Here is a 12,213-nt window from a genome sequence, read left to right on the forward strand (position 1 = left end):
GAGGCCGGTTACGTCGGGGCGGGCACGGTCGAGTTCCTCGTCGCCGCCGACGGCACGATCTCCTTCCTGGAGGTCAACACCCGCCTCCAGGTCGAGCACCCCGTGACCGAGGAGGTCACCGGTCTCGACCTGGTGCGCGAGATGTTCCGTATCGCCGACGGCGAGGAGCTCGGCTACGGGGACCCGGAGATCCGGGGTCACTCCTTCGAGTTCCGTATCAACGGCGAGGACCCGGGCCGCGGCTTCCTGCCCGCCCCGGGCACGGTGACGGTGTTCGACCCGCCGACCGGCCCCGGTGTCCGCCTCGACGCGGGTGTGGAGTCCGGCTCCGTCATCGGCCCGGCCTGGGACTCCCTCCTGGCCAAGCTCGTCATCACCGGCGCCACCCGCGAGCAGGCCCTCCAGCGCGCGGCGCGTGCGCTGGGCGAGTTCCGGGTGGAGGGCATGGCCACCGCCATCCCGTTCCACCAGGCCGTCGTGGTCGACCCCGATTTCACCGCCGACCCGTTCCGGGTCCACACGCGGTGGATCGAGACGGAGTTCGTCAACGAGATCAAGCCCTTCGCCCCGGCCGGCGCGGACGCCGACGAGGACGAGTCGGGCCGCGAGACCATCGTCGTCGAGGTCGGCGGCAAGCGCCTCGAAGTGTCGCTCCCGTCCTCCCTCGGCATGACGCTGGCCCGCACCGGTCTGGCGGCCGGTGCGAAGCCGAAGCGCCGCGCGGCCAAGAAGTCCGGCCCCGCCGCCTCCGGTGACACCCTCGCCTCGCCGATGCAGGGCACGATCGTGAAGGTGGCGGTCGAGGAGGGCCAGGAGGTCAAGGAGGGCGACCTCATCGTGGTCCTGGAGGCCATGAAGATGGAACAGCCCCTCAACGCCCACCGCTCCGGCACCGTCAAGAGCCTCAACGCCGAGGTCGGCGCGTCCATCACCTCCGGCGCCGCCATCTGCGACATCAAGGACTGACCGGCACACCGAGTACGGTACGAAGGGCCCGCAGGCACCAGCCTGCGGGCCCTTCGCCGAGGGGAGGGCGATTCCACGCCATGCGAGCCGACGCACGCCGCAACCACGAACGGCTGCTCACCGAAGCCCGGGCCACCTTCGCCGCACAGGGATCCGACGCGCCCCTGGAGGAGATCGCGCGCCGCGCGGGCGTGGGGATCGGCACCCTCTACCGACACTTCCCCACCCGGGGCGAGCTGCTGAACGCCGTCTTCCAGGAGGCCCTGGCGGAACTCCTGGAGCGCTCGGGCGAGCTGGCCGAGGCCGAGGAGCCGTGCAGGGCGCTCGTGGCGTGGCTGCGGGCCCTGATCGCCCACGCGGGCGAGTACCGGGGACTCGCGCACGCGCTGATGTCCGCCTCGCGCGACCGGAGTTCGGCGCTCGCCGGATGCAGCGAACCGCTGCGCGCGGCGGGTGAGCGGCTGCTCGGGCGCGCCCGGGAGGCGGGTCAGGTACGTGCCGACGTGTCGATCGGCGATCTGATGCAGCTCACCAACGCGATCGCGCTGGCGGCGGAGCAGAGCCCGGAGGACGCGGAGTTGGCGGACCGGCTGCTCGCCCTGACGCTCCGGGGAATCAAGGACTGAGCCAGGCGCCGAAGTTGCCCGTCCGGCGGGTCCCGCGCGCGTGGGACCCCTGGGGGAGGGTCCCTCGGAACTGCGAGGCCGTGCGGCGCGAGGCTTCGCGGCCGCGGACCTCAGCGGCGCCGCATGTCCGCGACCCGCGCCGTGCGCTCCATCGTCTCGGCGGCCATCCCTCCGCCCGGTCCCCGGAACTGACCGGCCGCCATCCGGCCGCGCTGGACCGGGAGCGGCATGTCACGGCGGGGCCGGGCGCCCGGGGGGACCTGGTCACCGCCCGTGGGGCCGCCGGCGGCGCCCGTCCCGGCGACGGCGATCTGTACGCCCTGGTCGGCGAGGGCCTGGAGCTCGGTGGCGGCCCGCTCGTCGTGGGCGGGCGGCTCGTCGGTCACCAGGCGGGTGATCACGTCCGTGGGCACCGTCTGGAACATGGTGTCGGAGCCCAGCTTGGTGTGGTCGGCGAGGACCACGACCTCGGCCGCCGCCTGGACGAGCGCCCGGTCCACGCTCGCGGAGAGCATGTTGGACGTGGACAGGCCGCGCTCGGCGGTGAGGCCGCTCCCGGAGAGGAAGGCGCGGGAGACCCGGAGCCCCTGGAGGGACTGCTCGGCCCCGCTGCCCACCAGGGCGTAGTTGGAGCCGCGCAGGGTGCCCCCGGTCATGACGACCTCGACCCGGTTGGCGTGGGCGAGGGCCTGGGCGACCAGGAGGGAGTTGGTGACCACGGTCAGACCGGGCACGCGGGCGAGCCGGCGGGCCAGCTCCTGCGTGGTCGTCCCGGCGCCGACGACGATGGCCTCGCCTTCTTCGACGAGGCTCGCGGCGACGTCGGCGATGGCCGTCTTCTCCGCGGTCGCGAGATGGGATTTCTGCGGGAAGCCGGATTCTCGCGTGAATCCGCCCGGCAACACCGCACCGCCGTGCCGGCGGTCGAGGAGTCCTTCTGCCTCAAGGGCCCGTACGTCTCTCCGTACGGTCACTTCCGAGGTCTGGACGACGCGGGCGAGCTCGCGGAGCGACACGGCCCCATTGGCTCGCACCATTTCGAGGATCAACTGGCGACGTTCTGCAGCGAACACGAAACTGACAGTAACGTGACCGGCGGATAGTTTTCAGCAGTATGCGCCGAATTGCAGAAGATGCACACAGACGGGGTCTCCAAGTGGTAAGGGAGACCCCGTCGTTGCTCTGTTTTGCCGGGGGTTGTCCGAGTCGGCGAACCGTTCCCGCAGGCGGGAGCCGGGCCTGGGCCGGGTGTTACACCTCGCCCGCGGACTTCCGGGTGTGCAACTGCCGTGCCACTTCCGCGATCGAACCCGACAGGGAGGGGTACACGGTGAAAGCATTTGCGATCTGTTCGACCGTCAGATTGTTGTCGACCGCGATCGAGATCGGATGGATCAGTTCGCTCGCCTTCGGGGCGACGACACAGCCGCCGACCACGATGCCCGTGCCCGGACGGCAGAAGATCTTGACGAAGCCGTCCCGGATGCCCTGCATCTTCGCGCGCGGGTTGCGCAGCAGCGGCAGCTTGACGACCTTGGCGTCGATCTTGCCCGCGTCCACGTCCGCCTGCGTGTAGCCGACGGTGGCGATCTCGGGGTCGGTGAAGACGTTCGACGAGACCGTCTTCAGGTTGAGCGGGGCCACCGCGTCGCCGAGGAAGTGGTACATCGCGATGCGGCCCTGCATGGCGGCGACCGAGGCGAGCGCGAAGACGCCGGTGACGTCACCGGCCGCGTACACGCCGGGGGCCGTCGTACGGGAGACCTTGTCGGTCCAGATGTGACCGGAGTCCTTCAGCCGGACGCCCGCCTCCTCCAGACCCATGCCGGCCGAGTTCGGGATCGCGCCGACCGCCATCAGGCAGTGGGTGCCGGAGATGACGCGGCCGTCCGCGAGGGTCACCTCGACGCGGTCGCCGACCCGCTTGGCGGACTCGGCGCGGGAGCGGGCCATCACGTTCATGCCGCGGCGGCGGAAGACGTCCTCCAGGACGGCCGCCGCGTCGGGGTCCTCGCCCGGCAGCACCCGGTCGCGGGAGGAGACCAGGGTGACCCGCGAGCCGAGGGCCTGGTAGGCGCCGGCGAACTCGGCGCCGGTGACACCGGAACCGACCACGATGAGCTCCTCCGGGAGCTCCTTGAGGTCGTAGACCTGCGTCCAGTTCAGGATGCGCTCGCCGTCGGGCTTGGCGTCCGGCACCTCGCGCGGGTGGCCGCCGGTCGCGACGAGCACGGCGTCCGCGGTCAGCGTCTCCTCCGTGCCGTCGGCGGCGGTGACGATCACCTGGCGGGAGCCGTCCATCGCCTGCCGGCCGGAGAGCCGGCCGCGGCCGCGCAGCACCCGGGCGCCGGCCCGGGTGACGGAGGCGGTGATGTCGTGCGACTGGGCGAGCGCGAGGCGCTTCACCCGTCGGTTGACCTTGCCGAGGTCCACGCCCACGACGCGGGCGGCCTGCTCCACGTGCGGGGTGTCGTCCGCGACGATGATGCCCAGCTCCTCGTAGGAGGAGTCGAAGGTGGTCATCACCTCGGCGGTGGCGATCAGGGTCTTGGAGGGGACGCAGTCGGTCAGGACGGACGCGCCGCCGAGGCCGTCGCAGTCGACGACGGTCACCTCCGCGCCGAGTTGGGCGCCCACCAGGGCCGCCTCGTATCCGCCGGGTCCGCCGCCGATGATCACGATCCGGGTCACTGGGATCTACGCCTCGCGCTCTCGTTCTGCTGCCGGGGGGTCCCCCGCTGGGATGCAGTGCGTACGCCATTGTCCCGCACGCTTCAAGTGCGTACCCCATTCTCCCGCACGCCCGGCGCGGCCTCACGCCGGGGCCCGCCGAAGGGGACGGGCGGCCCCGGGGGCCGCCCGCCGCCGCCCTCCCGGCCCCCTCGGGGGCACCCCGGGTCCGCCGCCCCGGAGTTCACCGGACACCCCACCCCCTCCCGTACCCTCGGTCCCATGTCGCTCTACGCCGCTTTCGCCGGCAACCTCGACGCGCGGCTGATGAGCCGCCGCGCACCGCACTCCCCGCTGCGCGGCACCGGCTGGCTGAACGGCTGGCGGCTCACCTTCGGCGGCGAGCAGATGGGGTGGGAGGGGGCGCTGGCCACCATCGTGGAGGCCCCCCGTTCCCAGGTCTTCGTGGCGCTGTACGACATCGCGCCGATGGACGAGGACTCCATGGACCGCTGGGAGGGCGTCGGCCTGGACATCTACCGCCGGATGCGGGTGCGGGTGCACACCCTGGACGGCGAGGAGCCGGCCTGGGTGTACGTGCTCAACGCCTACGAGGGCGGGCTGCCCTCGGCGCGGTACCTGGGCGAGGTCGCCGACGCGGCCGAGTCGGCGGGCGCGCCGCACGACTACGTGATGGAGTTGCGCAAGCGCCCCTGCTGACGGTTCGCGCCGGGGGGTGTACGAACAGCCGACGGGCGGGGACGGGGGTGCCGATGCGGCTTTCGTCGGAAACGACAAGACAACGATCGCATGTCCGTCGGCATCGTCATCTACGCGCGTAGGCAAACTCCGGCTACGCTTCTGCGCGTATCAAATCCGTCCGGGGCCAGCCTCGGACCCCCCTCCCCGAGGCGAGAGAGTCAGTGAACGCAACTGCCACCCCGTACGAGGCCGCCGAGGCCGCTGCCGCACGTCTTCGCGAGCTGACCGGAGTCGAGAACCACGACGTCGCCCTGGTCATGGGCTCGGGCTGGGCGCCCGCCGTCGACGCGCTCGGCGCCCCCGAGTCCGAGTTCCCGGTCACCGACCTCCCCGGCTTCCCGCCGCCCGCCGTCGAGGGCCACGGCGGCAAGATCCGCTCGTACAAGATCGGCGAGAAGCGCGCCCTGGTCTTCCTCGGCCGCACCCACTTCTACGAGGGCCGCGGCGTCGCCTCCGTCGCCCACGGCGTCCGCACCGCCGTCGCCGCCGGCTGCAAGACGATCATCCTGACCAACGGCTGCGGCGGCCTGCGCGAGGGCATGCGCCCCGGCCAGCCGGTCCTCATCAGCGACCACCTCAACTTGACGGCGGCCTCCCCGATCGTCGGCGCGAACTTCGTGGACCTCACCGACCTGTACTCGCCGCGGCTGCGCGCGCTGTGCAAGGAGGTCGACGAGACCCTCGAAGAGGGCGTCTACGTGCAGTTCCCCGGGCCCCACTACGAGACCCCGGCCGAGATCAACATGGTCCGCGTGCTGGGCGGCGACCTCGTCGGCATGTCCACCGTCCTGGAGGCCATCGCCGCCCGCGAGGCGGGCGCCGAGGTCCTGGGCATCTCCCTGGTCACCAACCTGGCGGCGGGGCTCTCGGGCGAGCCGCTGAACCACGAGGAGGTCCTCCAGGCGGGCCGCGACTCGGCGGCGCGGATGGGCGAGCTGCTGACGCGGGTCCTCGACCGGATCTGAGTTCCCTCCCCTCGCACCGGGGTGGTCCCGGCCGCCGGTCGGCCGGGACCGCCCTCACCCCCACCACGCCCTCGCCGACCCCCGAAAGGCACACCGTGACGCAGGACGATCTCCTCACCCGGGCCCAGGCCTGGCTCGCCGAGGACCCCGACCCGGAGACCCGTGACGAGCTGGCCGCGCTGCTCGACGGCGGCGCGGGCGACGAGCTCGCCGCCCGATTCGCCGGCACGCTGCAGTTCGGCACCGCCGGGCTCCGCGGTGAGCTGGGCGCCGGGCCCATGCGGATGAACCGCTCGGTCGTCATCCGGGCCGCCGCCGGTCTCGCCGCGTACCTCAAGGCCAAGGGCCAGGAGGGCGGGCTCGTCGTCATCGGCTACGACGCCCGCTACAAGTCCGCCGACTTCGCCCGCGACACCGCCGCCGTGATGACCGGTGCCGGGCTCCGCGCCGCGCTCCTCCCCCGCCCGCTGCCGACGCCGGTCCTCGCGTACGCCATAAGGCATCTGGGCGCCGTCGCCGGTGTCGAGGTCACCGCGAGCCACAACCCGCCCCGCGACAACGGCTACAAGGTCTACCTGGGCGACGGCTCGCAGATCGTGCCGCCCGCCGACGCGGAGATCGCCGCCGAGATCGACGCGATCCGCTCGCTGCACGACGTGCCCCGCCCGGACGGAGGCTGGGAGACCCTCGGCGACGAGGTCCTGAACGCCTACCTGGAGCGCACGGACGCCGTCCTGAGCCCCGGCTCCCCCCGTACCGCCCGGACCGTCTACACGGCCATGCACGGGGTCGGCAAGGACGTCCTGACGGCCGCGTTCGCCCGGGCCGGCTTCCCGCCGCCGGCGCTCGTCGCCGCGCAGGCCGAGCCGGACCCGGCCTTCCCGACGGTCGCCTTCCCCAACCCGGAGGAGCCGGGTGCCATGGACCTCGCCTTCGAGGCGGCCCGGGCCGTGGACCCCGACCTGATCATCGCCAACGACCCGGACGCCGACCGCTGCGCCGTGGCCGTGCCCGACGCGACGGTCGAGGGCGGCTGGCGGATGCTCCGCGGCGACGAGGTGGGCGCGCTGCTCGCCGCGCACCTGGTGCGCAAGGGCGCCACGGGCGTCTTCGCCGAGTCGATCGTGTCGTCCTCGCTGCTCGGCCGGATCGCCGAGGCCGCCGGCGTCGGCTACGAGGAGACGCTGACCGGCTTCAAGTGGATCGCGCGCGTCGACGGCCTGCGGTACGGCTACGAGGAGGCGCTCGGCTACTGCGTCGACCCCGAGGGCGTCCGCGACAAGGACGGCATCACGGCGGCGCTGCTCGTCACCGAGCTGGCCTCGGTGCTCAAGGAGCAGGGCCGGACGCTGAACGACCTGCTCGACGACCTGGCGGTGGAGCACGGTCTGCACGCGACGGACCAGCTGTCGGTGCGCGTGGAGGACCTGGGGATCATCGCGAACGCGATGGCCGCGCTGCGGGAGCGGCCGCCGGTCTCGCTGGCCGGTCTGACGGTCGTCTCGGCGGAGGACCTCACGAAGGGCACGGAGTCGCTGCCCCCGACGGACGGGCTGCGCTACCACCTGGAGGGCGCCTACAGGGCCCGGGTGATCGTCCGCCCGAGCGGCACGGAGCCCAAGCTCAAGTGCTACCTGGAGGTCGTGGTGCCGGTCGCCGCGGCGGTGGACCTCGGCCCGGCCCGCGCGACCGCCGCCGAGGTGCTGGTCGCGATCAAGCGGGACCTGTCGGCGGCCGCGGGGCTCTGACCCCGGGGATCGCGCGAAGGGCCGGTACGGAGTCGCTCCGTACCGGCCCTTCGGCCGTCCGGGTGAACCCGGTACGGCAGCTGGCGCGGGGAGCCGTCCGCACGCCGGAGGCGCGCGCCGGTCAGCCGAAGCGGCCGTTGACGTAGTCGGCGGTCCGCGGGTCGCTCGGGGAGCCGAACACCCGCTCCGTGGGCCCGTGCTCGACGATCACGCCGGGAGTGCCCTGCTCGGCGAGGAAGAAGGCGCAGGAGTCGGAGACCCGGGCCGCCTGCTGCATGTTGTGGGTCACGATGACGACGGTGACCTCCGACTTCAGCTCGGCGATGGTCTCCTCGACGCGCCGGGTGGAGGTCGGGTCGAGCGCCGAGCAGGGCTCGTCCATGAGCAGGACGCGGGGGCGGACCGCGAGCGAGCGGGCGATGCAGAGGCGCTGCTGCTGGCCACCGGAGAGCGCCCCGCCGGGCTGCCGCAGCCGGTCCCTGACCTCGTTCCAGAGCCCGGCCTTGGTCAGGCACTCCTCGACCAGGTCGTCCTTGGCGTCCTTGGCGGCCCGGATGCCGCCGAGCCTCAGACCGGCGAGGACGTTCTCGTACAGGGACATGGCGGGGAAGGGGTTGGGCTTCTGGAAGACCATGCCGATCTCGCGGCGGGCGTGGGTGATGCGGCGGCCCCGGTCGTAGATGTCGGCCCCGTCGAGGAGGACCCGGCCGGCGAGCGAGGCGGTGCCGGTGAGTTCGTGCATCCGGTTGAGGATGCGCAGGAACGTCGACTTGCCGCAGCCGGAGGGGCCGATGAGCGCGGTGACCTCGCGGGCGGGCATGGCGAGCGAGACCCGGTCGAGGACCTTGCGGTCGCCGAACCAGGCGGAGACGGCCTCGGCCTCCAGGGCGGCGGCCCGGGAGGGGCCCTTGGTGCCGCCGCCCGGCACGGGCGGCAGGGTGACGGTGTCGGCGAGATCGGTCACGGTGTGGACTCCGCAGCTTTCAGAGGAGGTTGGGGAGCAGTCGGGTCAGCTCGCCGGAGACGAGGACACCGAGGGCGACGAGGACGGGGACGGCGGTGACCCAGGTCTGGCGGTTGCCCCAGCGGCGGCGGGCGAGAACGGTGAGGAGGGCCGCGAGCAGCAGCGCCTGGGCGCCGAGGAAGATCGCGGGCCAGGCGTCCGGATCGCCCGCGAGGGGCTTCTCCGCGGCCGTGATCCAGCCGGGACGCAGCGGACGCGGCGGGCTGGGCCGCGCGGCGCCGACGAGTTCGGCGTCGACGCGGACGACGTCCTCGGGGGTGTACGCGCCGCCGCTCGCGGTCATCAGGGTGAGGCGTCCCTCGCCCCGGCCGAGGGGGGCGGGGTTGGGGTCGCCGGGGTGGCGGACGCCCGTCACCTCGTACACGGCCTCGCCCTGGCCGGTCGTCACCTCGACGCGGGCGCCGTTCGGCAGGCGGTCCACGTCGTTGAACGGGCTGCCGTAGCCCCACTTGCGGCCCATGATCACGCTGGCCCCCGCCTGGCCGGGCAGGGCGGTGTCGCGCCGGTGGCCGGGGCCGGACATGAGGACCTCGGAGGTGGTGCCCTCGGCGACGACCTCGTTCAGTCCGAGCGCGGGGATGCGGAGCAGGGCGAGGGGGGCGCCGGGTTCGAGGGGCTTGCCGTCGTAGGTGAGCTGGCCCACCGGCGCGGTGCCGAGGGCGAGTTGCTCGCGCAGCTCGTCGTAGGCGGTGGCCTGTTCACGGGCGTGCTGGAGGTGCCCGACGACGGTGAGGTTGGCGGCGAAGCCGATGAGGAGCGCGGCGAGGACGCACAGCGCCGCCCCGGCCAGGGCGAGCCCGGCGCGGGGGGCGGTGGGTGGCGGTGCGGTGGTCACGGGCGGGCGCCGCCCTTGCGGCGGCGGGTCTGGATCACGGCCGCCGCGCCGAGGAGGCAGAGGGCGAGCGAGCCGAGGGCGGCGGAGGCCGCGGTGGAGCCGGTGGCGGCGAGGCTGCCGCCGCCGCCCTGGGGGCTGGTGCCGCCGGTCGAGCCGCCGCCGCTGGTGCCGCCGGAGCCACCGGAGTCGCCGCCCGAGACGCCGGAGCCGCCGGAGCCGCCGGAGCCGCCCGAGGTGCCGGAGTCGCCGGTGCCGGTCGGCGACGGGGAGTCACCGGGGCCGGTGGTGTCGCTCGGCGTCTCGCTGGGGGTGTCCGTCGGCTCGGGGCTCCCGGTGCCGGTGGGGTCGTCCGTCGGCGTGGCGGTGCCGGTCGGGGTGCCGGTGCCGGTCGGGGTGGGCGTGGTGTCCGTGGGCGTCGGGCTGGGGCCGGTCGTGGCCTCGTTGACGTACAGCGTGAAGACCGTGAAGGAGACGGTGAAGGCCTCGGGGTCGGCCGGGGCGTAGGCGGCGACGATCGGGAGTCCGTCGGGGGCGGCGGTGAGCGCGGTGAGGGTGGTCTCGGCCCTGCCGTCGGCGACGTCGACGGTGGCGATGTCGACGAGCTCCTCGGCGACGAACTTCTGGAAGGTCACGGTGCCGGTGGCGTTCCGCGGCTGCACGGTGGCGGTGAGCCTGGCCTGGCCGCCGACGGTGGGCAGCTCGGGGTCGGAGACGACCTCGACGACGGTGGCCTGCTGCGCGACCGGGGCCCAGGCGCCGGCGGTGACCTCGATCATCGCGGAGAAGTAGGCGTCGGTCTCGGCCCCGCGCTCGGTGCGGCAGAAGAGGCGGAGCTCGTAGCGGCCGTCGAGCGCGTCGGCGGTACGGAAGGTCAGCAGGGCGTCCTTGAGCGTGGTGTGGCCCTGGGTGGTGAGGGTCCGGGTGAACGCGCCGCCGCTCAGCGGGCCTTCGGCGACGAGGTCGGCGAGCGGGGCGAAGGCGTCACGGCTCTCGGGGTTGACGACGACGAGCCGTCCGCCGACGTACGGCTTGTCGGCGGCGGCCGGGGCGGGGCAGCCGCCGGTGGTGGTGACGCCGGTGGCGAGCGGGGCGGCTTCGAGGCCGCCGGAGGCGCCCTGCAGGGTCAGACCGCCCTGCACGGCGGCGGCCCCGGCGGGGACGGCCAGCGCGAGGACGGCGGCGAGGGCGCCGCAGAGCAGGGCGAGCGCGGTCAGCAGCGCCACGGGCGAGCGGAGTGGTGCGGGGCGGTTCATGCGGGGTCCCCCAGGAGTCGGACGGAGGTCGTCGGTCGGGTGGGCGGCGGTGCGGGTGTGGGTGGCGGATCGGTCGGGCGGCGGTGCGGGTGGGTGGGTGGGTGGCGGTTCGGTGGGTGGCGGTGGCGGCTCGGGTCGGGGCCGGTCCGGGCGGCCGGGCGCCCGCTCCGGTCGGCGGCGGAGCGGGTGGCCGGGCGCGGGTACGCCGTGGGGCCGGGCACCTGGTGGGTGCCCGGCCTGCGCGCGGTCGGGAAGAGGTGGTGATCAGCCGCTCAGGAGGCGGTGGTGATCAGCGCTCGCCCTTGAGGGTGGTGGTGCCGCACGCGGCGCCGAGGGTGCCGAAGCCGTAGTTGGAGATCGTCGTGCCGGCGGCGCAGACCTTGGACGTCGAGCCGACGAACGTCGAGGCGATGGTGGCGTTGGTCAGCTTCGCGGTCGGGACGACGTTGTAGACGTCACGGACGAAGGGGAAGGAGAGGTTGAGCGTCTTGTTCGCGTTGCGCGGGGCGACGCCGCCGATGGAGCCGAGGACGGCCGCGCCGCGGCGGTCCGTGACGACGAGCTTCTCCTGGGCCGTGTACTGGGCGACGGAGTAGGGCGCGATGTCACCGACGGTGTCGAGGACGGTGCCGTCGTTCTCCTGGACGCCCTGCTGGACGCAGGCGCCCGGGGTGGTGACGCCGATGGAGGCGAGGAAGAACTGACGCGTGCCGGAGCTGGCCTGCGGCAGGATCGGGGTGAGGGCCACACCGCCGATGGACGTGGTCGTGCACTCGTAGATGGCCTTGAGCTGCGCGACCGAGAGGTCGTTCGGCAGGGTGCTGTCGGAGCGCTTCACCCAGGACACCGCGTCCTTGGCGAAGGGGATCCAGGTCAGGTCCGTGGTGGTGGTGTCGGCCGGGGTCCGCGAGGAGCGGGCGAAGTCGAGGCAGCCGGTGTTGTTGTCCACGGCGTTGCGCAGGGCGTCGATACCGGCGGAGGAGCCGTTGGGCCGGTTGATCACACAGCCGGTCGCCTTGGTCTTGACGGTGGCGGTGCCGGTGGCGTCCCAGGACGCGATGATCTTCTGGCCGATGGAGTTGGTGACGACGTTGCCGAGGCCGTTGAGGACGTCCTGGGTCGTGTCGGAGCCGACACCGGCCAGCGTGCGGTACTGGGTGACCGGGTTGGGGTCGGCCTGCGCGGCGGGGGCGAGGGCGACACCGAGACCGAGGGCGGCCACACCGAGGGCGGCACCGATACGAGCGCGGGACTTGACGTTCACTTCTGATCTCCTCCGTGGAAACGGATGTCATGGAATGGACGCACAAGCAGAATCCGGATTCTTCTTCAATCGTCCGGTCCGTCGACCGGCCGGGGACAAC

General features: G+C 73.4%; 11 protein-coding genes. 5 read left to right on the forward strand and 6 right to left on the reverse strand.

What is annotated here, in order from left to right; translation table 11 throughout:
* Together ABT129_RS17025 and ABT129_RS17030 are read left to right on the forward strand one after the other, a co-directional pair.
* On the forward strand, positions 1-966 hold a 966-nt coding region (locus ABT129_RS17025), incomplete at its 5' end, for an ATP-binding protein (protein WP_351901589.1).
* An 80-nt stretch (positions 967-1,046) separates the two neighbouring features.
* Positions 1,047-1,592 (forward strand): TetR/AcrR family transcriptional regulator, encoded by a 546-nt coding sequence (locus tag ABT129_RS17030; RefSeq protein ID WP_351901591.1) that lies wholly within the window; start codon positions 1,047-1,049, stop codon positions 1,590-1,592.
* Between the two features lie 110 nt (positions 1,593-1,702).
* On the opposite strand, the gene ABT129_RS17035 is transcribed toward ABT129_RS17030, so the two are convergent.
* A complete protein-coding gene (locus ABT129_RS17035) occupies positions 1,703-2,629 on the reverse strand; it encodes a DeoR/GlpR family DNA-binding transcription regulator (RefSeq protein WP_502981790.1) in 927 nt (308 codons plus the stop codon).
* A gap of 214 nt (positions 2,630-2,843) precedes the next feature.
* The gene (locus tag ABT129_RS17040) at positions 2,844-4,283 is read right to left on the reverse strand and encodes an NAD(P)H-quinone dehydrogenase (RefSeq protein WP_351901595.1); all 1,440 of its coding nucleotides are present in this window, start codon (positions 4,281-4,283) and stop codon (positions 2,844-2,846) included.
* A gap of 261 nt (positions 4,284-4,544) precedes the next feature.
* On the opposite strand from ABT129_RS17040, the gene ABT129_RS17045 reads away from it, so the two are divergent.
* The 3 genes from ABT129_RS17045 (at position 4,545) to ABT129_RS17055 (ending at position 7,737) form a co-directional block, all read left to right on the forward strand.
* On the forward strand, positions 4,545-4,982 hold the full coding sequence (locus tag ABT129_RS17045) for a gamma-glutamylcyclotransferase family protein (RefSeq protein ID WP_017239758.1): 438 nt from the start codon (positions 4,545-4,547) through the stop codon (positions 4,980-4,982).
* Between the two features lie 203 nt (positions 4,983-5,185).
* Complete coding sequence (locus ABT129_RS17050) at positions 5,186-5,989, forward strand: purine-nucleoside phosphorylase (protein WP_351901597.1); 804 nt, start codon at positions 5,186-5,188, stop codon at positions 5,987-5,989.
* 95 nt (positions 5,990-6,084) lie between these two features.
* The gene (locus ABT129_RS17055) at positions 6,085-7,737 is read left to right on the forward strand and encodes a phospho-sugar mutase (protein WP_351901599.1); all 1,653 of its coding nucleotides are present in this window, start codon (positions 6,085-6,087) and stop codon (positions 7,735-7,737) included.
* Between the two features lie 121 nt (positions 7,738-7,858).
* Here the strand turns inward: ABT129_RS17055 and ABT129_RS17060 are convergent, their stop codons facing one another.
* From ABT129_RS17060 to ABT129_RS17075, 4 genes are all read right to left on the reverse strand, one after another.
* Positions 7,859-8,674, reverse strand: coding sequence for a phosphate ABC transporter ATP-binding protein (locus ABT129_RS17060; RefSeq protein ID WP_502981796.1), 816 nt, complete (start codon positions 8,672-8,674; stop codon positions 7,859-7,861).
* 46 nt (positions 8,675-8,720) lie between these two features.
* Entirely contained in the window at positions 8,721-9,596 is an 876-nt protein-coding gene (locus tag ABT129_RS17065; RefSeq protein WP_351901601.1) for a sortase, read from the reverse strand.
* On the reverse strand, positions 9,593-10,849 hold the full coding sequence (locus tag ABT129_RS17070) for a hypothetical protein (protein ID WP_351901603.1): 1,257 nt from the start codon (positions 10,847-10,849) through the stop codon (positions 9,593-9,595). The genes ABT129_RS17065 and ABT129_RS17070 overlap by 4 nt, the downstream gene beginning before the upstream one ends.
* 289 nt (positions 10,850-11,138) lie before the next feature.
* Positions 11,139-12,113: a hypothetical protein gene (locus ABT129_RS17075; protein WP_351901605.1), complete on the reverse strand. Its 975-nt coding sequence runs from the start codon at positions 12,111-12,113 to the stop codon at positions 11,139-11,141.
* Positions 12,114-12,213: the final 100 nt, after the last annotated feature.

Source organism: Streptomyces sp. NPDC002057, from assembly GCF_040296665.1.
GTDB lineage: Bacteria > Actinomycetota > Actinomycetes > Streptomycetales > Streptomycetaceae > Streptomyces.

What these genes read in the sequence shown, in the direction of transcription:
- ABT129_RS17030 (WP_351901591.1), top strand. Translation starts at nt 1,047, where the DNA reads ATGCGAGCCGACGCACGCCGCAACCACGAACGGCTGCTCACCGAAGCC.
- ABT129_RS17035 (WP_502981790.1), bottom strand. Translation starts at nt 2,629, where the DNA reads ATGGTGCGAGCCAATGGGGCCGTGTCGCTCCGCGAGCTCGCCCGCGTC.
- ABT129_RS17045 (WP_017239758.1), top strand. Translation starts at nt 4,545, where the DNA reads ATGTCGCTCTACGCCGCTTTCGCCGGCAACCTCGACGCGCGGCTGATG.
- ABT129_RS17070 (WP_351901603.1), bottom strand. Translation starts at nt 10,849, where the DNA reads ATGAACCGCCCCGCACCACTCCGCTCGCCCGTGGCGCTGCTGACCGCG.